20 protein-coding genes are annotated in these 19,229 nt (G+C 73.1%); 13 read left to right on the top strand and 7 right to left on the bottom strand.

Translation table 11 applies throughout. The features are described from left to right. Nucleotide 1 precedes the first annotated feature (1 nt). On the bottom strand, nt 2-1,588 hold the full coding sequence (gene mdlC / locus ACIRGB_RS11405) for a benzoylformate decarboxylase (RefSeq protein ID WP_403861807.1): 1,587 nt from the start codon (nt 1,586-1,588) through the stop codon (nt 2-4). Between the two features lie 94 nt (nt 1,589-1,682). On the opposite strand from mdlC, the gene ACIRGB_RS11400 reads away from it, so the two are divergent. The 3 genes from ACIRGB_RS11400 to pgm all read left to right on the top strand — a co-directional run bounded on the left by ACIRGB_RS11400 (nt 1,683) and on the right by pgm (nt 5,070). Continuing rightward, entirely contained in the window at nt 1,683-2,618 is a 936-nt protein-coding gene (locus ACIRGB_RS11400) for a LysR substrate-binding domain-containing protein (RefSeq protein WP_403861804.1), read from the top strand. A gap of 294 nt (nt 2,619-2,912) precedes the next feature. Next, on the top strand, nt 2,913-3,341 hold the full coding sequence (locus ACIRGB_RS11395; protein WP_403861801.1) for a hypothetical protein: 429 nt from the start codon (nt 2,913-2,915) through the stop codon (nt 3,339-3,341). A gap of 88 nt (nt 3,342-3,429) precedes the next feature. Beyond that, nucleotides 3,430-5,070 (top strand): phosphoglucomutase (alpha-D-glucose-1,6-bisphosphate-dependent), encoded by a 1,641-nt coding sequence (gene pgm / locus ACIRGB_RS11390; RefSeq protein ID WP_403861798.1) that lies wholly within the window; start codon nt 3,430-3,432, stop codon nt 5,068-5,070. Nucleotides 5,071-5,109: 39 nt separating this feature from the next. Here pgm and ACIRGB_RS11385 read toward each other — a convergent pair whose 3' ends face one another. Continuing rightward, nucleotides 5,110-6,306 carry a cytochrome P450 gene (locus ACIRGB_RS11385; RefSeq protein WP_403861795.1) on the bottom strand — a complete coding sequence of 399 codons (1,197 nt, stop codon included), beginning with the start codon at nt 6,304-6,306 and terminating at the stop codon, nt 5,110-5,112. 259 nt (nt 6,307-6,565) lie between these two features. Here ACIRGB_RS11385 and ACIRGB_RS11380 point away from each other — a divergent pair, with 259 nt between their 5' ends. Next, on the top strand, nt 6,566-7,042 hold the full coding sequence (locus ACIRGB_RS11380) for an ATP-binding protein (RefSeq protein WP_403861792.1): 477 nt from the start codon (nt 6,566-6,568) through the stop codon (nt 7,040-7,042). Nucleotides 7,043-7,199: 157 nt separating this feature from the next. On the opposite strand, the gene ACIRGB_RS11375 is transcribed toward ACIRGB_RS11380, so the two are convergent. Further along, on the bottom strand, nt 7,200-7,754 hold the full coding sequence (locus tag ACIRGB_RS11375; RefSeq protein WP_403861789.1) for a GNAT family N-acetyltransferase: 555 nt from the start codon (nt 7,752-7,754) through the stop codon (nt 7,200-7,202). Between the two features lie 173 nt (nt 7,755-7,927). Here ACIRGB_RS11375 and ACIRGB_RS11370 point away from each other — a divergent pair, with 173 nt between their 5' ends. The 4 genes from ACIRGB_RS11370 to ACIRGB_RS11355 all read left to right on the top strand — a co-directional run bounded on the left by ACIRGB_RS11370 (nt 7,928) and on the right by ACIRGB_RS11355 (nt 10,985). Next, on the top strand, nt 7,928-8,050 hold the full coding sequence (locus tag ACIRGB_RS11370) for a hypothetical protein (protein WP_403861786.1): 123 nt from the start codon (nt 7,928-7,930) through the stop codon (nt 8,048-8,050). A gap of 257 nt (nt 8,051-8,307) precedes the next feature. Further along, nucleotides 8,308-8,886: a hypothetical protein gene (locus ACIRGB_RS11365; protein WP_403861783.1), complete on the top strand. Its 579-nt coding sequence runs from the start codon at nt 8,308-8,310 to the stop codon at nt 8,884-8,886. A gap of 115 nt (nt 8,887-9,001) precedes the next feature. Continuing rightward, a complete protein-coding gene (locus tag ACIRGB_RS11360) occupies nt 9,002-9,682 on the top strand; it encodes a class F sortase (RefSeq protein WP_403861780.1) in 681 nt (226 codons plus the stop codon). 151 nt (nt 9,683-9,833) lie between these two features. Further along, the gene (locus ACIRGB_RS11355) at nt 9,834-10,985 is read left to right on the top strand and encodes a SchA/CurD-like domain-containing protein (RefSeq protein ID WP_403861777.1); all 1,152 of its coding nucleotides are present in this window, start codon (nt 9,834-9,836) and stop codon (nt 10,983-10,985) included. A gap of 81 nt (nt 10,986-11,066) precedes the next feature. On the opposite strand, the gene ACIRGB_RS11350 is transcribed toward ACIRGB_RS11355, so the two are convergent. After that, nucleotides 11,067-12,095 (bottom strand): methyltransferase, encoded by a 1,029-nt coding sequence (locus tag ACIRGB_RS11350; RefSeq protein ID WP_403861774.1) that lies wholly within the window; start codon nt 12,093-12,095, stop codon nt 11,067-11,069. Between the two features lie 64 nt (nt 12,096-12,159). Then, nucleotides 12,160-13,230: a nitrous oxide reductase family maturation protein NosD gene (locus tag ACIRGB_RS11345; protein ID WP_403861771.1), complete on the bottom strand. Its 1,071-nt coding sequence runs from the start codon at nt 13,228-13,230 to the stop codon at nt 12,160-12,162. 143 nt (nt 13,231-13,373) lie between these two features. Here ACIRGB_RS11345 and ACIRGB_RS11340 point away from each other — a divergent pair, with 143 nt between their 5' ends. Beyond that, a complete protein-coding gene (locus ACIRGB_RS11340) occupies nt 13,374-14,168 on the top strand; it encodes a restriction endonuclease (protein WP_403861768.1) in 795 nt (264 codons plus the stop codon). 74 nt (nt 14,169-14,242) lie between these two features. Then, the gene (locus ACIRGB_RS11335) at nt 14,243-14,779 is read left to right on the top strand and encodes a cysteine hydrolase family protein (RefSeq protein ID WP_403861765.1); all 537 of its coding nucleotides are present in this window, start codon (nt 14,243-14,245) and stop codon (nt 14,777-14,779) included. A 42-nt stretch (nt 14,780-14,821) separates the two neighbouring features. Here the strand turns inward: ACIRGB_RS11335 and ACIRGB_RS11330 are convergent, their stop codons facing one another. Together ACIRGB_RS11330 and ACIRGB_RS11325 are read right to left on the bottom strand one after the other, a co-directional pair. Further along, nucleotides 14,822-15,313 (bottom strand): DUF5949 family protein, encoded by a 492-nt coding sequence (locus ACIRGB_RS11330; protein WP_403861762.1) that lies wholly within the window; start codon nt 15,311-15,313, stop codon nt 14,822-14,824. Nucleotides 15,314-15,416: 103 nt separating this feature from the next. Continuing rightward, nucleotides 15,417-16,106, bottom strand: a complete 690-nt coding sequence (locus tag ACIRGB_RS11325; RefSeq protein WP_403861759.1) for a FadR/GntR family transcriptional regulator — start codon at nt 16,104-16,106, stop codon at nt 15,417-15,419. Between the two features lie 152 nt (nt 16,107-16,258). Here ACIRGB_RS11325 and ACIRGB_RS11320 point away from each other — a divergent pair, with 152 nt between their 5' ends. The 3 genes from ACIRGB_RS11320 to rpfE all read left to right on the top strand — a co-directional run bounded on the left by ACIRGB_RS11320 (nt 16,259) and on the right by rpfE (nt 19,209). Further along, the gene (locus tag ACIRGB_RS11320; RefSeq protein WP_403861756.1) at nt 16,259-17,188 is read left to right on the top strand and encodes a dihydrodipicolinate synthase family protein; all 930 of its coding nucleotides are present in this window, start codon (nt 16,259-16,261) and stop codon (nt 17,186-17,188) included. Nucleotides 17,189-17,274: 86 nt separating this feature from the next. Continuing rightward, nucleotides 17,275-18,747, top strand: coding sequence for a sialate:H+ symport family MFS transporter (locus ACIRGB_RS11315; RefSeq protein WP_403861753.1), 1,473 nt, complete (start codon nt 17,275-17,277; stop codon nt 18,745-18,747). A 96-nt stretch (nt 18,748-18,843) separates the two neighbouring features. Next, nucleotides 18,844-19,209, top strand: a complete 366-nt coding sequence (gene rpfE, locus ACIRGB_RS11310) for a resuscitation-promoting factor protein RpfE (protein ID WP_403861750.1) — start codon at nt 18,844-18,846, stop codon at nt 19,207-19,209. Nucleotides 19,210-19,229 lie beyond the last annotated feature (20 nt).

Raw genomic sequence — 19,229 nt, 5'->3', positions numbered from 1 at the left:
GTCAGGAGGGCGTGGTGAGCGCCGTGTCCACCTGGATCAGCCGGGGGTGGTCCGGCGTCTCGGCGAGCGCGGCGCGCAGCTGAGCCACCCCGGCGACGTGCTGGGCGGGTACGCCGTAGCCCTCCGCGATGCGGGTGAAGTCCAGGCCCGGGATGTCGAGTCCGGGCGCGTCCGGCACCCCGAGCAGGCCGCCGAACCAGCGCAGCGCCCCGTACGTGCCGTTGCGCAGCAGGACGACGGTCAGCGGGACCCGGTGCTGCGCGGCCGTCCACAGGGCGGTGATGCCGTAGTTGGCCGAGCCGTCCCCGATCACGGCGGCCACCGGACGGCCGGGCTGGGCCATCGCGACACCGACCGCGCCGGGCAGCCCGAAACCGAGGCCGCCGGCCGCCGGGAAGTAGTAGGAGCCCGGACGGCGCAGGTCCATCTGGCGCCACCACGCCGCGTTGGTCGACGTCGACTCGACGACGTACGCGGTGTCCTCGGGCAGCTCCTCGCGCAGCGCGGCGAAGACCTGCTCGGGGTGGAGCGCCGGCCCCTCGGCGGTGAGCGGCTCGGGCGCGGGCCGGTAGGCATCCGCGCCGGCGGGGGTACCGGTCGCGTCCAGCGACTCCAGGAGTACGTCGATGACGGCACCCGGGTCCGCGACCAGCGCCTCGCCCATCGGCGCCCGCGCCGCGGCGGCGGCGTCCTCGGTCACCTGGACCAGCCGGGTGCCCTCGGGCAGGTACCGGCCGGGCAGGTGCTCGTGGTAGCGGAAGACCGGCGCGCCCAGCACGAGCACCAGGTCGTGGCCCTCGAACGCCTCCGAGACCGGCGCGATCCCGGCGGGCAGCACGCCCCGAAACTGTGGATGCCGGTTCGGGAACGGCAGCCGGAACTGCGAGGGCGCCGCCCACACCGGACCGCCCAGCCGCTCGGCCAGCCGCACGGCGTCGTCGAAGCGGCCGGCCGCGTCGATGTCGCCGCCCAGCACGAGCGCGGGGCGCCGGGCCGAGGCGACCCGCTCCACCAGCCACCGGCGCTGCTCGCCGCCCGGCACCGAGGCCCGCAGCACCCGCCGGTCGAGCACGGCCAGGGCGTTGTCGTCGACGTCGGCGGACCAGTCGTCGTACGGCACGGACAGGTAGGTCGGCCGGCGCTGGAGCCGCGCCTCGAAGACGGCCTGGGCGAGCGCGCGCGGCACGTCCCCGGCGCACGCCGGTTCCGCCGCCCAGCCGACCAGCGGCTTCATCAGAGCGGGGGCGTCGACGCTGGCCAGGTTGGCCTCGGGGCCGATCGCGGGGCGCACCTGCTGCCCGGCCACCACCACGAGCGGCGTACGGGAGGCGACGGCGTTCGTCAGGGCGCCCATCGCGTTGCCGGAACCGGAGGCGGCGTGCAGGTTGACCAGCACCGGGCGGCCGGTCGCCTGGGCGTACCCGTCGGCCATGCCGACGACGGCGCCCTCGTGCAGACCGAGGACGTAGCGGAAGCCGTCGGGCAGTCCGGCGAGGAAGGGCAGCTCGTTGGAGCCCGGATTGCCGAAGACGGTGGTGAGTCCCTGGCGCTCCAGGAAATCGTGGGAGACACGACGCACGGATGGCACGGACGTTCCTTTCGAAGTGACGCGGCACACGCTAGGCACCCCACGACATGGGCACCAATAGATGTTTCGCCATTCCGATATAGAGTCCGTCGATATGGGCACCTTCGATCTCAACCTCGCCCGCGTCTTCGTGCTGCTCTACGAGACCGGCAGCGTCACGGCCACCGCGGAGACGCTGCACGTCACGCAGCCCACCGTCAGCTACAGCCTGGGCAAGCTGCGCCGGCACTTCGACGACGAACTGTTCCGCCGCAACGGACGCGGGCTGACCCCCACCGCCGGTGCCCGGCGGCTGTACCTGCCGCTCCAGCGCGCGCTGGCGGAGATCGACGGGACGGTCCGCCAGGGCGACGTCTTCGACGCCGGGACCATGTCGGGCCGCTTCACCATCGCCCTGTCCGACCTCGGCGAGGCCACGCTGCTGCCGAGGCTCGTGGCCGCCGCGCGCGAGCGGGCGCCGGGGGTGTCCTTCACCGTCCGCCCCTTCGACGTGGAGGACGCCGAGGGGCAGCTGCGCCGCGGCGACCTCGACGCGTTCGTGGCCACCCCGGTGATCACCTCGCACCTCACGGTGCGTATCCCGCTCTTCCGGGAGCGCTACGTCCTGATGGTCGCCGCGAACCATCCGCGCGTGCGGGGCGACGCGGTCACCCCGGAGGACCTCGCGGCCGAGCACCACGCGACGGTGTTCGGACCCAGCGGCCACGTCACGCCCAGGGACCTGCTGGGCGCCCACGGGCTCCTGGAACGGGTGGCCGTGGACGCCACCCGCTTCTCGATGCTGCCCTACCTGCTGGAACAGACCGACCTGGTGGCCATCGTCCCCGAGTACGTCGGCGAGGTCTTCACGGCCTCCCACCGGGTGCGCCTGGTGCGGCTGCCGTTCGAGACCGAGCCCATCGAGATCGCCCTGTACGCGCGGCACGAGTCGTCCCGCAGCCCGGCCCAGCGCTGGCTCGTGCGGTTCCTGGCCGAGGTGCTGGGCGAGCAGGTGAGTGCGGCCCAGCTGCCGCCGTCGAGCCGTCGTTAGGTCGTTGGGCCCACCGCCCTGGCGGCACCGGAACCCACCGTTCCGAACTGCGCACCGTCACCGACGCGTTGGACTTCCGGCCGTACGGCAACGGCGTCCATTACGACGTCGCCCCGGGCCGCCGCCTGCTGATCCACGCCGCGCGAGCTGCCCGGTCCCGGGCGGCGAACTGTCCGCGGAGACGACGGGGACAACGCCCCGGCGGCGGAGTTCCGTTGAGCGTCCTAACCGGCCCCGACGCACCCATCCGGGCCGGGCGCGTTTGCCGACGCGGTGAGGGGCAAGGCGGTGTCCATGAGCGAGCCGAACAAGGACACGAACAAGAAGCCCACCAGCACGCGGACCGCCGAGACCAAGGCGCGCGACGCCGCCGAGAAGGCGACCGCGCCCGCCGCACGGGCGGGACAGGCCGCCGCGGGCAAGGCGAGTGACGTCGCGTCGGCGGCCAAGACCGGTGCCCAGCGTTCCGCCGACGCGGCGAACGGCGCCGTGCAGACGGCGGCCAAGGGCGTCGCGGCCGGCCGCCAGGCCGTCGTCACCACCTCGGGTCAGGTCGCGGCCACCGCGAAGACGGCGTGGACGGTGGTCGCCCAGCGCAAGCTCGTCGCCGCCGGCGTCGGCGCCGGCCTCACCGCCGTGACCGCCGCGTCGTACGCGATGGGCCGCCGCGCCGGACGTCACACGCACGGGCCCCTCACCCGCCTCACCGGCGGCCGGATCTGACACCGGCCACCACGCGCGGCACCACTGCCCGGACAGGGGAAGATGGGACTCGCGAGCGAAGTCCCGACCTATGCGGAGGAGTGGGCGCATGCAGCACGACCGAGCCGGTGAGCCGGCCGGCCCCGAGGACCTGATCGACGTCGCCCGGCTGGTGACGGCGTACTACGCCCTGCACCCGGACCCGGCGGAGCCGGGGCAGCGCGTGGCCTTCGGAACGTCCGGACACCGGGGTTCGTCCCTGGTGGCGGCGTTCAACGAGGACCACATCGCCGCCACCAGCCAGGCCATCTGCGAGTACCGCTCGGCACAGGGCACCGACGGCCCGCTCTTCCTGGGCGCCGACACCCACGCCCTGTCCGAGCCCGCGCGGGTCACCGCCCTGGAGGTGTTCGCCGCCAACGACGTGACCGTCCGCATCGACAGCGCGGACGGCTACACCCCCACCCCGGCGGTCTCCCACGCCATCCTCACCCACAACCGGGGCCGCACCTCGGGCCTCGCCGACGGCGTGGTCGTCACCCCCTCGCACAACCCGCCCGCCGACGGCGGTTTCAAGTACAACCCGCCGAACGGCGGCCCCGCGGGTTCGGAGGCCACCTCCTGGATCCAGGACCGGGCCAACGAGATCATCGCGGCCGGGCTGAAGGACGTACGGCGCATCCCCTACGCGCGGGCGCTCGCCGCCCCCGGCACCGGCCGCCACGACTTCCTCGACGCCTACGTCCGCGACCTGCCGAGCGTCCTGGACCTCGACGCGATCCGCTCGGCGGGCGTGCGCATCGGCGCGGACCCGCTGGGCGGCGCCTCCGTCGCCTACTGGGGGCGGATCGCCGAGCAGCACCGCCTGGACCTGACGGTGGTCAATCCGCTCACCGACCCGACCTGGCGGTTCATGACGCTGGACTGGGACGGCAAGATCCGGATGGACTGCTCGTCCCCGCACGCGATGGCCTCCCTGATCGAGCGGCGCGACCGCTTCACCATCGCCACGGGCAACGACGCCGACGCCGACCGGCACGGCATCGTCACCCCCGACGGCGGCCTGATGAACCCCAACCACTACCTGGCCACCGCCATCGCCTACCTCTACGCCCACCGCGCCGACTGGCCGGCCGACGCGGGCGTGGGCAAGACGCTGGTGTCCTCCGGCATGATCGACCGGGTCGCCGCCGACCTCGGCCGCCGCCTGGTCGAAGTGCCCGTGGGCTTCAAGTGGTTCGTGGACGGGCTGGTCGACGGCTCCCTCGGCTTCGGCGGCGAGGAGTCCGCCGGGGCGTCGTTCCTGCGCCGGGACGGCTCCGTGTGGACCACCGACAAGGACGGCATCATCCTCGCCCTGCTCGCCTCCGAGATCACCGCCGTCACCGGCAAGACCCCCTCCGAGCACTACGCCGCGCTCACCGCCCGGTTCGGCGAACCCGCCTACGCCCGTATCGACGCCCCCGCCACCCGCGAGGAGAAGGCCCGGCTGGCCAAGCTGTCCCCGGCCCAGGTCACGGCCGACACCCTCGCCGGGGAGGCGGTCACCGGCGTGCTCACCGAGGCACCCGGCAACGGCGCCCCGATCGGCGGCATCAAGGTGACCACCGAGAACGCCTGGTTCGCGGCCCGCCCCTCCGGCACGGAGGACGTCTACAAGATCTACGGCGAGTCGTTCCTCGGCGCGGACCACCTGCGGCAGGTGCAGGACGAGGCCAAGGACGTCGTCCTCGGCGCCCTGGGCGGCTGACGCCGCACCGCCGACGCCGTACGTCGCTCCCCGGGCCGGTCAGCCGCGGCCGGCCCGGGGGAGTGCCACGGTCAGGTCGCGGATCTCGTAGCCGTCGATGGCCTCCTGGAAGGCGACCCGCGGCTCCCCGGTCGTCCGGATCCCGTCGAGGGCGAACAGACGGCTGAGGAACACGTCCGTCTCCAGCAGGGCGATGTGCGCCCCGGGACACCGGTGCGGTCCGTCCCCGAAGGACAGCCCCGCCCCGACCGCCTCGGCGCGGTCCGGGCGGACGAGCAGCGGCTCCTCACCCACGGCCTTCGGGTCCGCGTTCGCGTCGTCCAGGTGGACCTCGACGTACTCGCCGGGGCGCAGCGTCACCGGACCGTCGGGGCAGGGCAGCTCCACCGGCTCGGTGGCCCGCCTGCGCAACCGCCCGATGACGGGTTCCAGCCGCAGCAGCTCCTGGAGGACGGCGAGACGCCCGGTCTCGTCCGCCGACCGGTAGTGGTCGCGCAACCCGGCGTCCGAGAACAGGTGCCAGGCGGCCAGGCACACGAACTCCCGCGTGGTGACCATGCCGGCCGCGGCGAACGTCAGGCACTCGCCGAGGATCTCGACGTCCGAGCAGCCCTCCGCGATCAGGTGGGAGATCAGGTCGTCGTGCGCACGGCGCCGGTGCGCGCGGACGGCGGGGCGCACGTCGGCCAGGTGGACGCGGAGCCAGTTGGTGTTCTGCCGCACCAGCCAGTACAGGCCCCGGACACTGGTCAGTCCGGGCTCGCCGAACTTCTCCGGGAAGAACAGCTCCAGCCTGCGGCGGATGCCGGGCCTGCCGTACCGCAGCCCGACGACCTCGCTCACCACACCGACGGCCAGACCGAAGGCGAGATCGGAGAGCTGGGCCTCGCCCGCCGAGCGCAGGACGGCCAGCTGCTCCTCGGCGATCCGGACCATCGGCTCGCGGTAGTGCTCGTCCACCCGGCGGGGAGTGAAGTAGCGGGCGGTCTGCCTGCGGTGCTCCCGGTGCTCGGGGCCGTCCCGGTAGAGCACGGGCCGGCGGACGCGCGGCGGGAGCTTCTCCACCGTCTCCACGCCGAGACCCGCCTGCACGGTGCCCGGACCGCGCAGCAGCGCCCGTGCCACGGCGAAATCGTGCACCCGCCAGGTCCCGTCCGGTGCCCGGTCGACCGGGCACGTCGGCCCGGCCCGCCCCCGGTCGGCCTTCCGCGCGGAGACCCGTCCGTCCTGCACCACGTGGCCACCCCCCAGTCCGGCCGTGCGGCCCCGGCGACCGCCGCGGCTCGACGCCGTGGTCACAGGATCGGCCACCCGCCCGACGCTGACCAGCCCCGGAATCCGCCGAGTCGGACGGCCCCGGACCCGCCGCGCCGGATCGCCCGGAAACCGCTGTCGACGGCCCGGGAGCGGGTCGCGGTGGGGCGGGTGATGTTTGCCGGATTCGGGGGTAGACGGGCTGGCGTAACGGTCAAGGCTCAGGAAGAGGGCGGATCGGATGGACGGGGCTGCCCACACGGGGGACCGGCTGCGCGACGTACCGGCCAAGGTTTCGGCGGAGTACCAGGGCAGGCCCGGCGACATCGCCAGAGGCCGTGAACTGGCCCGGGCGTTCCTGGCGGGCGTGCGCACGGCCCAGGGCGCTCCGGTGTCCGACCGCGCGGTGGAAGTGGTGCAACTGGTGGTCAGCGAGCTGCTGACGAACGCCTGCAAGTACGCGCCCGGCCCGTCGCTGATCGAAGTCGAATTCGTCGAGGACCGGGTGGTGGTCACGGTGTGGGACAGCGCGCCGGTGCTGCCCGTGCCCGCGACCGCGGACCCCGGCCGGATCGGCCGGCACGGGCTGGAGATCGTCATGGCCGTCTGCGAGAGCTTCGAGGTGCACCGGGAACCGGTCGGCAAGCGCATGAGGGCCACGGTGGGCCTCACCGACGACCTGACCGGCACGCCGCGCCCTCTCGGCCAGTCGGTCTGACCCGCCACCACACGCGGCCACGCGCCCGCGGCCCGCACGGCGCGTCTCCGACCTGCGGCGGCGCGTCTCCGGCCGGAGCGGCAACGCGTCACCGCCGTCTCATCGAACCGCCGCCCTCCGCCGAAGCCACGCCGGCCGACGGCCCGACGGCCGGCGTCTACCGCTCGCCCGGACGGCGGTCACCGGCGCGGAGCCGGTACACCACGGAGCGGCGCAGTGGGTTGCCCTCGGGGATCTCCGGGTCGTCGAAGTCGTCGGCCGGGTCGTAGGTCATGCCGAGCCGGTCCATCACCGCCCGCGAGCGAAGATTGCCGGCCGCGGTCACCGCGAGGACCTCCGGCAGCGCGAGGCGCTCGAAGGCGTGGGTCACGGCGGCCCGCCCCGCCTCGGTGGCATAGCCGTGGCCCCAGGCCGGGCGGGCCAGGCGCCAGCCCGCCTCCACCCCGGTGAACGGCATGCCGTCGTCCACGGGATCGAGCCCGGCGAACCCGATGAACTCACCGGTGGCGGCGATCTCCACCGCCCACCAGCCCCAGCCCCGCCGGTCCAGGTCGGCCTGGAAACCGGCCACGGACGCCTCGCTCTCCGCCCGGGTCAGGACCTTGGGGAAGTACGCGCGGACCACCGGATCGGCGTTCATGGCCGCCCACGGGGCAAGGTCGGACGTCCGCCAGTCGCGGAGCACGAGACGATCGGTGCGAAGTTCGGGCATCACGCGAAGGTACGGCGTCCGGCCCGGCGGAGCGACCGGTTTACCCGCCTGGGGCCTCCCCCCTTCGGCCGTACGGAGCGGTTCGCCCCCGCCTGCCGGAGGTACCTGGCAGGAGGACGGCATCGGAATGCCGCCCGCCACCCTGCGCCTCGGCCTGAACTGGCCCGACACGCGTGCGGACCTCCCGCCGGAGAGCCTCCTCCTGCTGCGAGGCCGCCCCCGACCGGGCCGCGCCCGGCTCCCTGCGCCAGGAGCCCGAGGCGCGCGACCCGGCCCACCCGGAGCCGGAGGAGTAGCGGACCCGGGGGCGCGGGCGGGTGACAGGCCGTCGCCGGGTGACGAACCGTTTGGGACGGGCCAACTCCGCCGCCGCCCGGAGCAGTTCACAGCTTCCGGGGAAGTGGTCCCGGCACCCGAACGGGCGGGGTGTTCACCCGGCTGAGCGCCTTGAGTGGTGCGAGACGGGCGGTGGGCTGACGGTGATTCACGTCGGGGCCGGGTCCCCTCAGCTGACGAAGAACCAGCTGCCCGGTCGTGACGGAAGGAATCTCAGATGCGTTCTGCTCGCATGCTCCTGACCACGGCGGCGGCCTCGGCCGTCTTCGTCCTCGGCGCTCCCGGCGCCTACGCGGCGGCCGGTGGCGACTGGGACCACGACGACTCTTCCTACAGCAAGGAGCACGACAACGGAAGCAAGCACGACGAGCCGCGCGGCGGAATGCACACCGGCGGTGGCGCGCTCGCCGCGGTGACCGAGGGCGACTGGGACCACGAGGACGCGTCCTCCGGCACCGGGCACGACAACGGGAGCAAGCACGAGGACGGAAGCAAGCACGACGAGCCGCGCGGCGGCATGCACACCGGCGGCGGTGCGCTGGCCGCGGTGAACGAGGGCGACTGGGACGGCGGCGGCCGTGAGTCCAAGGAAGGCGGCTCGCAGACCTACCGTCAGGACGAGGGCGACGGCTCCCGGGGCGGTGGCGAGCACGAGAAGCCGCGCGGTGGCATGCACACCGGCGGTGGCGGCCTGGCCACGCCGACCACGACCGCAGGCGGGTTGGCCGTCCTGGCCGTCGCCGCGACCGGCCTCTACGCCGCCCGACGCAAGAAGTCGGCTCACGGAGTGGCTTAAGCCGTGCCGGGCGCGATAGCAGCCGGGCCGCCACCCAGGAACCACGGGGCGGCCCGGCTCGCCTTCCGCCCCCTCGTGTCCGCCCCGCCGCCGTGCTCCAGTGAGGTCGTCCCCGATGTCAGTCCCCCCTTCCGCCCCCGCCCCGGCCGACGACGCGACGACGACCGGCCAGGGTTCCCGCTCCGGCCTGATGGTGCTGTGCGCCGTGGCCCTGCTGATCCTCGCGGTGAGCCTGGTCGGCGGCAACGACACGTCCGCCGACTCCGCCCGCCCCCCGCTGCCCGCCCACCCCGGCACGACCGCCTCGTCCGCCCCGCCCGCGACCGGCGCGGCGGAGTCCGCCCTGCCCCGGTCGAAACCGGTACGCCTGCTGATCCCCGAGATCTCGGTCGACGCCCCCTTCACCGACCTCGCCATCGGCGACAAGGGGCAGCTCCAGCCGCCGCCCGCCGCGGACACCAACCTCGTCGGCTGGTACGCCAAGGGCGTCTCCCCGGGCGAGCGGGGCACCTCGATCATCGCCGGGCACGTGGACACGAAGACGTCGCCCGCCGTCTTCGCCCGCCTCGACCAGCTCGACAAGGGCGACAAGTTCCGGGTCGAGCGCGCGGACGGGCGCGAGGCGACCTTCGTCGTCGACGACCTGGAGACCTACGCCAAGGACGAGTTCCCCAGCGAACGCGTCTACGGCGACACCCAGCGGCCCGAGGTACGGCTGATCACCTGTGCGGGCGACTACGACCACAAGGTCAAGGACTACACGGACAACCTGGTCGTCTTCGCGCACCTCGCCTGAGACCGCGCCCCCGGCCGTCCGCGGTGCCGGTCACCCGCGCAGTGCATCCCGGTCGCGCGCCGTCGGGGCCGGGCACAGGATCGAGGCAAGCCGGCGTCGCATCACCGCGGCCGACATTCAGTTCCGCCCCCGCGAAGGAGATGTGCGCAGGATGACCACCACGTCCACCCCTGCTTCCGAACCGCTGACGCGACAGCTGTCGCACCAGGTCTCGCAGTCCGTGTTCGACGGCTCCCGCCTGCGGGTCGTCCTGCTGGTGGAGGTCTACGACGGCGCCCAGCAGCAGTTCCTGGAGACGTACGAGAACCTGCGCAGCCACGTCGAGTCCGTCCCCGGACACATCGGCGAGCAGCTGTGCCAGTCCATCGAGAACCCCTCCCAGTGGCTCATCACCAGCGAGTGGGAGAGCGCACCGCCGTTCCTGAACTGGGTGAGCAGCGAAGAGCACGTGCGGATGGTCAAGCCGCTGCACAGCTGTGTGCGGGACACCCGGTCGCTCCGCTTCCACGTGGTGCGCGAGACCGGCCGCCCCTCGACCGGCGCCGACCCCGCTCGGGGCGGACTGCAGGCCGCGCCGCGCGTCGGCGACGGCCTCATCCGGCACGCGCTCACCTTCACGGTGAAGCCGGGCAGCGAGGAGGCGGTCGGCAAGATCCTCGCCGACTACGCCTCGCCCGAGCCGCGGGTCGACGACACCACGCGGCTGTGCCGTACGTCCCTGTTCCTGCACGGCAACCGGGTGGTGCGGGCGATCGAGGTGCGGGGCGACCTGCTCGCCGCGCTGCGGCACGTGGCCGAACAGCCCGAGGTGCGGGCCGTCGAGGAGGCCATCAACCCGTACCTGGAACAGGACCGGGACCTCGGCGACCCGGAGTCCGCCCGGGTGTTCTACACGCGGGCGGCGCTGCCCGCCGTCCACCACGTCACCGCGGGTGAACAGCGGGGCGAGGCGCAGCGGCACGCGCTGTCGTACCCGGCCCGGCCGGGCTGCGGCATGCGGCTGGCCCAGCTGCTCGCCGAGCACGACGAGGCGGCGGCCGGGGACCCGCGCAGCGCCGTCCTGTGCAGCACCATCTTCCAGCGCGACGACGTCGTGGTGCGGCTGGTCGACGTACGCGGCGACCTCCACGACGGCGAACCCGCGGTGACCCTCGGTCTGCCGGACGCCGGCCGGGTGTCCGAGCTGACGACCCTGCTCGACGGCTTCACGGACGCCGGTTCCCCGACGGGCGGCGGACTCGTCCGGGCACTGGAGGGCGCCCGGATGGAGCTGGTCACCGACCGGCGCGCGCCGGACGCCTGAACGGCCCGTACCCACGCGTCGGCCGCCGCACCCCCTTAAAGGGCGGTGCGGCGGCCGACGCGTGCGTGTGCGGGGGTCGGCTCACTCAGGCACGGTGCAGTCGAAGGCGTGCAGGTACGGGTTGACCGGGCGGATGTCGTCGATGACGAGCCCCGCCTCGGTCAGCCGGCCGACCATGCTGTCGGTGGTGTGCTTGGCACCGCCGACGTTGAGGAGCAGCAGCAGGTCCATGGCGGTGCTGAAGCGCATCGACGGCGTGTCGTCGACGAGGTTCTCGATGACGACGACCCGGGCGCCCGGGCCGCCCGCCGCCATGACGTTGCGCAGCGCGCGGGCGGTGCTGTCGTCGTCCCACTCCAGGATGTTCTTGATGATGTACACGTCGGCCCGCACGGGGACGGCCTCGCGGCAGTCGCCCGGCACGATGCGGACGCGGTCCGCGAGCGCACCGCCCTCGCGCAGCCGGGGGTCGGCGTTCTCCACCACCCGCGGCAGGTCCAGCAGGGTGCCCCGCATGGCCGGGTACTTCTCCAGCAGGCTCGCCACCACGTGGCCCTGGCCGCCGCCGATGTCGGCGACCGAGGTGCTCGCCGACAGGTCGAGCAGCGCGGCGACGTCCTGGGCGGACTGCCGGCTGGACGTCGTCATGGCGCGGTTGAAGACCTCGGCCGACTGGGGCGCGTCCTCGTTGAGGTAGGTGAAGAACTCCTTGCCGTACAGGCCCTCGACGACGTTGGAGCCGGTGCGCACCGCCTCGTCGAGCAGGGGCCAGGCGTCCCAGGTCCACGGTTCGGTGCACCACAGGGTGATGTTGCGCAGGCTGTGCGGGTCGTCCTCGCGCAGCAGGCGGGACATGTCGGTGTGCGCGAACGTCCCGTTCTTGTGCTCGGTGAAGACGCCGTAGCAGGTCAGGGCGCGCAGCAGTCGCCGCAGCGGCTTCGGTTCGGTCTTCACCGCGGCCGCGAGGTCCTCCACGGCCATCGGGGCGTCGCCGAGGGCGTCGGCGACACCGAGCCGTGCGGCCGCGCGCAGGGCGGCGGCACATGCCGCCCCGAACACGAGCTCCCTCAGCCGCATGGGCGGGGGTGGGGCAGTCTGTGCGGTCGTCATGTGCCGCTTTCCTTCCTTCTTCGGTCCATGGGCCTTCCCCGGTCCACGGGTGGTTGCGGCCGGCTCAGCACAGGCCCGCGGGCTTGGAGGCGCCGCAGGTGTTGCCGGTGAAGGTGTTGCTCTTGCCGGTGGCGCCGGTCCCGGCGTTGACCAGGTCGGCGGGGGAGTTCCGGCTCAGCCGGTTGCCGTTGACCTCGTTCTTCGCGTTGGCGGTGCCCACCATGCTCGCGGCCAGGACGATGCCGCCCGACATCGACGACTTGCCGGAGTTGTCCTCGACCGTGTTGTCGGCGACCAGGACCTTCTCGACGCCGGTCAGGACGATGCCGGAGCCCTGGAGCGCCTCCAGCCGGTCGGTCTTCGGGCAGGACTTGTTGTTGCGCACGACGTGGTTGTCGCGCACGACCAGGTCACCGGCCTTGGGCGCGTTCTCGTCGCCGACGACGAACACACCGGCGCAGTTGCCGGTGATGTGGTTGCCCGCCACGGCGAGGTTGCGCAGGCGCCGGACGGTGACACCGATCCGGTTGCCCTCCAGCCGGTTGTGCGCGACCTCGGTGCCCTCGGTGTCGGCGGCGCCCTCCTCGGTCTTGACCGTGTTGGCGAGGAAGATGCCCGCGTCGCCGTTGTCGCGGGCGGTGTTGCCGCGGATGATGCCGTGGACGGACCGCTCCTGGGCGATGCCCCAGACGCCGTTCTTCACGGCGTTCACGTTGCGGACCGTCAGCCCGTCGGTGGCCATCGAGAACACACCGGTACGGGTGAACCCGGTCACCGTCAGGTCGGAGACGGTGACGCCCTTGACGTTCTCGTCCTTCGTGCCGATCACGCAGATGCCGTTGCCGCCCTCGGCACAGGTGTCGTCGGCCGCCTTCCGGGTGCTGGGCGCGATGACCGTGGAGCGGCCCATGCCCCGCAGGGTGAGCCCGGGGGTGCTCACCTTCACGCTCTCGTGATAGGTGCCGGGGGTGACGAGGACGGTGTCACCGGACTCGGCGGCGTCCACCGCCTTCTGGATCGATTCCCCGGGGTGGACCAGGTGGGTCCTGGGGACGGAGGACGCCGGGGCCGCGCCGAGCCCCGTCCCGATCATGGCTGCGGTGCACACCAGGTACACGACATGGCATTTCTTCATATTCGAAAGGTATGCCGGAAATATTCCCCGACGGCTCGGATGAGCCATCCGACGGCGTGTCATGAACCAACGCTGAACGGGTGGTTCGTGGGCACAAGGCGTACGTGATCTTCATGTCGGCCACCCGGGAAGGAACGACCAACGTGACCGTGCCTGAACGCCATGTCCGCGACGGACGCGTGAGGCGTCGCTTCGACCTCCGGGCGACGGCCGTGACGTTCGGCCTCGCCGCCGTCGCCCTGGTCCTGGCGGGCTGGGTCGTGCGCATGGCGTACGACGTGGCGCGGCAGCGGCCGGCCTGGGTGTTCGTCCTGGTGCTCGGGGTGGTCACGGCCGCCCTCCTGCACCGGAGCGCGCGGAGCCGGGGCTCCGCCGCGCGGGCGGCCCTTCGCCCCACGGACGCCTTGGCCGCGGCCACGGCGACGGCGCTCGACGAACTGGAGCAGGCGCGCGCGGCGGAAGGGATGGAGCACGCGTGCGCCGAGGAGGCCACCGTGGTGGTCCGCGGCGCGCACGAGGAGCTCAGCCCGGACGAGTTCGAGGAGGCGATAGCGGACCTGTGCAGGCGCGACGGCTGCACCGAGGTCGAGGTCGTGGGCGGGGCGGGCGATCTCGGCGCCGACGTGCTGGCGGTGGCCCCCGACGGCCGGCGGGTCGTCATCCAGTGCAAGCGCTACGGCGACGACAACAAAGTCGGCTCCCAGGATCTCCAGCGCTTCGGCGGCACCTGCTACACCGTGCACGGGGCCGACGTGGCGGTCCTCGTCACCAGCAGCGACTTCACCGCACCGGCCGCCGACTACGCCGAGTGGTGCGGCATAGTCTGCGTGAACGAGGAGCGGCTACGCGACTGGTGCGAGGGCGGGGGACCGGCGCCCTGGGAGCAGCTTCCGCCCGAGGGGAACGGGACGGAGCCGTCCGAGCGAGCCTTGTGGTGAGACGGGCGGCCCACCGCCCCGCGGTCGGCGGGTGGAGAGGGGTTTCACCGCCGTCCGGTGGCAACCTGTGCGGCATGAGCAAGACCGCACTGATCGTCATCGACATGATCAACACCTACGACCACCAGGACGCCGAGTTCCTGATCCCCGCCGTGGAATCCGTACTGCCGCACGTGACCGGCCTGCTGGACCGGGCCAGGCGGCAGGGTGTCCCCGTGATCTACGTCAACGACAACTTCGGGGAGTGGCGCTCGCACCACGGTGAGATCCTCGACAAGGCCCTCTCCGGGCCGCACTCCGGGCTCGTCGAGCCGCTGAAGCCCGACGAGTCCTCCCTCTTCGTGGTCAAGGCACGCCATTCGGTGTTCTACGAGACCCCGCTGACCTATCTGCTGCACCAGCAGGGGATCGACCGGCTCGTGCTGTGCGGGCAGGTGACCGAGCAGTGCGTGCTCTACTCGGCGCTGGACGCCCACATCCGCCATCTGGAGGTCATCGTTCCGCGTGACGCGGTCGCCCACATCCACGCCGACCTGGCGGACGCGGCGCTGCGCATGATGGAACGGAACATGGGCGCCCGGGTGTGCGACAGCGGCGAGTTGTGGACGTGAGGCGACTCGCCGCCGCGCCCGGTGCGGGGCACGCGCCCGGTGTCAGCTCCGCAGGCTGCGCACGGGCAGGAGGAGCTGCGCCGCCGAGGAGAGCGTGTCCTCGTGGTTGGCGAACGCGGCGACCGCCGCACCGTCGCCCGGCTCGCCCCCGGACCACGGGCGCGTGGCGAAGATGAGGCAGGCGTACCCTTGCCGGTCGACCGCGGCCCGCCACTGCGGGGTGGGAACGAACTGGGCGTTGACCCCCGGCATGGTGAGGGCCGCCGCGCCCGGTACGACGAGCAGTCCGATCGGCAGGTCGGGCAGGACGGTGGCGTCGAGGACGGTGTCGCCGCCCACCGCGATTCCGGCGCGGCTCAGCAGCCCCTCGACGGCGGCCGGGACCGCCTCCGGGCCGCCCTCCCCGTCGCCGAGGGAACAGGCCAGGAGGAAGGGGACGTCACCGTCGGGAGTCTCACGGCTCCAGGACATGATGACGAGCGTGCCGAGGTCGGCGGTTCGCAGGGGGCGCGGGTCAGTGGAGATCGAGGTCACCGCGAAACGGTAAGCGCGCCCGGCGACGCGTCCGCCCGGCCGTCACCCGACTGGGGGACACCCGCGCGCTTCTTCACACGAACGAGGGGCGTCCGCCGCCCGGTCAGTGCTGGGAGAGCCGCCCGCGGATGTCGTCGAAGTGCCGGTGCACGGCCGTCTCCGCGGCCTGCGCGTCACCGGCGCGCACGGCCTCGACGATCCTGGCGTGCATCCGGGCCAGTTCCTCGCCGTCGGCCGCCGCGCCGATCCCCCGCGCCTGGGTGCGCACCCGGTGGAAGGCGCTCCAGAACGCGTCGAGCAGCTCGCTGAGCAGGTCGTTGTCGAGCGAGCGGTGCAGCACCCGGTGGAACGCGCGGTCGGTGCGGGACGCGATCTCGCCGCCCTCGCGCACCTCCGTGTGCATCGTCTCCACCAGCGCGTCCAGCTCGGCCAGATCCTCCTCGGGCAGCCGCCCGGCGAGCTGGTGCATGAGCCCCGCCTCCAGGGCCTCGCGCAGTTGCAGCAGTTCGAGCAGGCTGCCGTGGCCCCGGCGGTGCCCGACCACCGTGCGGAACGCCATGGCCTCGGTCATCGGCTCCAGCGACATGGTCCCGACATAGGTCCCGAAGCCGCGGCGGATCTCGACGATGTGCATGGCCTGGAGGGACTTGAGCGCCTCCCGCAGCGAGTTGCGGCTGACGCCGAAACTCTCCATCAGCTCCGTCTCGGTGGGCAGCGGGTCGCCGGGACCCAGACCTTGTTCGACGATCAGCTCCTTGAGCCTCTCCTCGGCGTCGGCGGCGACCGAGCCCATGTGACATCCCCTCTCGACCCTTGACACCCCCTGCTCTGCCATGGGTCACTCTAACAGGACGTAGGACATCCTACGTCCCCCGCCACCAGGGGCGACGACGCGCTGCTGCCCGCCGCGGCCCCCGGCGGGGACAGCACGACCTGGAGGAGCGCATGCCCGTCCCCACGCCGCTGAGCGGCGTCGTCCCCCCGGTCATCACCCCCCTCACCCCGCAGGGGGAGGTGGACACCGCCTCCGTGCGCCGGCTCACCGAGCACCTGATCGCGGCCGGGGTGCACGGCCTGTTCCTGCTGGGGTCCAGCGGCGAGGCCGCCTACCTCACCGACGCCCAGCGGCTGACCGCGCTGGAGGCCGCCGTGGACGCCGCAGCGGGCCGCGTCCCCGTCCTCGCCGGGATCATCGACACCACCACGGCCCGCGTCCTCGACCGGACGGCCGACGCGGTCCGGGCGGGCGCCGACGCCCTCGTGGCCACGGCGCCCTTCTACACCCGCACCCACCCCGTGGAGATCGCCGACCACTTCCGGCGCGTCCGCGAGGGCGTCGGCCTACCGCTGTTCGCCTACGACATCCCGGTCGCCGTGCACACCGAGCTGCCCCGCGACGTCGTCCTCGACCTCGCCGGTGACGGCACCCTCGCCGGGCTCAAGGACTCCAGCGGCAACGAGGGCTCCCTGCGTCGCCTGCTGGTCGAACTCCGCCGCCGCACCCCCGGCTTCACCGTGCTCACCGGCTCCGAACTGACCGTCGACGGCGCGCTGCTCGCCGGCGCCGACGGCGTCGTGCCCGGCCTCGGCAACGTCGACGCCCACGGCTACGTACGCCTCTACGAGGCCGCCCGGGCCGGGGACTGGGCGGCCGCCAGGGCCGAACAGGACCGGCTCGCCGCCCTGTTCGCCCTCACCGAAGCGGGCGATCCCGCGCTGATGGGCGGCAGCTCCAGCGCGCTCGGCGCCTTCAAGGCCGCAGCCCACCTGCTGGGCCTCATCGACTGCCCGGCCACCGCCGCACCGCAGGTGCCGCTCGACGCGCCGGCCGTGGCCCGGGTCCGCGACCGGCTCACCGAGGCCGGACTCCTCTGACTCCCGGGACCGGGCGGTGACCGCCGGACCCGGTCCCGCCCCGCCTCCGTCCCCGACGCGCGTCTCCCCACCCGCATAGGATCGCCATGTCATCTGCGCGCACCACCCCGACCTCCCCGCCCTGGTACCGCGAGATCACCCGGGAGAAGTGGAAGTCCTTCTTCGCCGCCTGGATCGGCTACCTCCTCGACGGTTTCGACTTCGTCCTCATCACCCTCGTCCTGACCGAGATCGCCGACGACTTCGGACTGTCGGCCGTCGAGTCCGCCAGCCTCGTCTCCGGAGCCTTCATCACCCGCTGGCTCGGCGGCGCGGTGCTCGGCGCGCTCGGCGACCGGTTCGGCCGCAAGAGCGCCATGGTGGCCAGCATCCTGCTCTACTCGGTCGGCACCTTCGCCTGCGGCTTCGCCTGGGACTACACCAGCCTGTTCACGGCCCGCCTGCTCATCGGCATGGGCATGGCCGGCGAGTACAGCGCCAGCGCCACCTATGTCCTGGAGAGCTGGCCGGCCCGGCTGCGCAACCGCGCCTCCGGCTTCCTCATCTCCGGCTTCTCGCTGGGCGGCGTCCTGGCGGCCGAGGTCTACGAGCACGTGGTGCCCGGGCACGGCTGGCGCTGGCTGTTCTACATCGGCCTGTTCCCCGTCGTCGTCGCCCTGTGGGTACGTCGCGCGCTGCCCGAGGCCGACGACTGGGAGGCACGGGTGGGGGCCACCGGTGAACGGCCCAACCCCTTCCGGCCGCTGTTCGCCGGTCCCCGCCGGGCGACGGTCAACACGGTGCTCACGGTCGTCGCCACGGGCTCGCTCTTCGCGGTGTTCACCCCGCTCGGCGCGGGCGCCGTGCCCGTCCTGTCCGTCCTGGCGACGGCCTGTCTCGTCGCCTTCGCGGTGCAACTGGGCGGCCGCAGGCGGTGGGTGCTGTTCGTCGCGCTGTGCGTCACCGTCTTCTGCGCCTTCCTCTACAGCTGGCCGGTCCAGGCCCTGCTGCCCACCTACCTCAAGACCGAGCTGGGCTTCACCCCGGGGCAGGTCAGCGACGCGCTGTACTACGCCGGGTTCGGCACCATGGCGGGCTGCGTCGTCACCGGCTTCGTCGGGGACCGGTTCGGCACCCGCAGGGCGTACGCCTGCACCCTGCTGGTGGGCATCGCCTTCGTCTTCCCCGTCTTCGCGATCCGGGACAGCCAACTCCAGCTGGGCATCCTGCTGTTCCTGATGCTCGCCTGCATGCAGGGCATCTCCGGGCTGCTGCCCAAGTACATCGCCGGGCACTTCCCGACCGAGACCCGGGCCGCGTCCCTGGGCTTCACCTACAACGTCGGCGCGCTGGGCGGCGCGGTCGCCCCGGTGCTCGGTGCCGAGCTCGCGTCGACCATGTCCCTGGGCAAGTCGCTCGCCGTGCTCACCTTCTCGCTCACCCTGGTGGTGATCCTGCTGATCGGCTTCGACGTCCCGAGCCGCCTCAACCGGCTCGTCGACAAGGAGGCGGTCCCGGACTACCTCGCCGCCGAGGCGGCGGTGCCGGACGGCGCGGAGCGCGTGCGGTCGGTGCCGTGAAGCGGGTGACGGGCGGGGGACGATGTGTGCTCCGACTGGCCCAAGACGCGGCCGTCGGTGCGGCGACAGGCGGTCACCTGATGTATCAGTCTTCGTATGATCTGTAGACGAAATGATCGTCAGAGCGACGTGCGCGGTTCGCGTGGCCGCAGGATCCGCACCGCCGCGGTGACCCTGGTCGCCGCCACCGCCCTCGGCGCGACCGGCCAAGCGGTGGCCGCGCCGTCGGTGCCCCCGCGCACCGACTGGGACGCCATCGCCGCCTGCGAGTCCAGCGGCAACTGGCAGGCGAACACCGGCAACGGCTACTACGGCGGGCTTCAGTTCGCGCGGTCCAGCTGGATCGCGGCCGGCGGCCTCAAGTACGCCCCGCGGGCGGACCTCGCCAGCCGCGCCGAGCAGATCGCCGTGGCGAAACGCCTGGCCCGCATGCAGGGGATGTCCGCCTGGGGCTGCGCCTGACAGGTCCGGGGGCCGCGCCC

It is taken from the genome of Streptomyces sp. NPDC102490 (assembly GCF_044765285.1).
In the GTDB taxonomy this organism is placed as follows: Bacteria; Actinomycetota; Actinomycetes; order Streptomycetales; family Streptomycetaceae; genus Streptomyces.
Note: the sequence above shows the minus strand (reverse complement) of the source record. Positions and strands in the feature narration are given on the sequence as shown.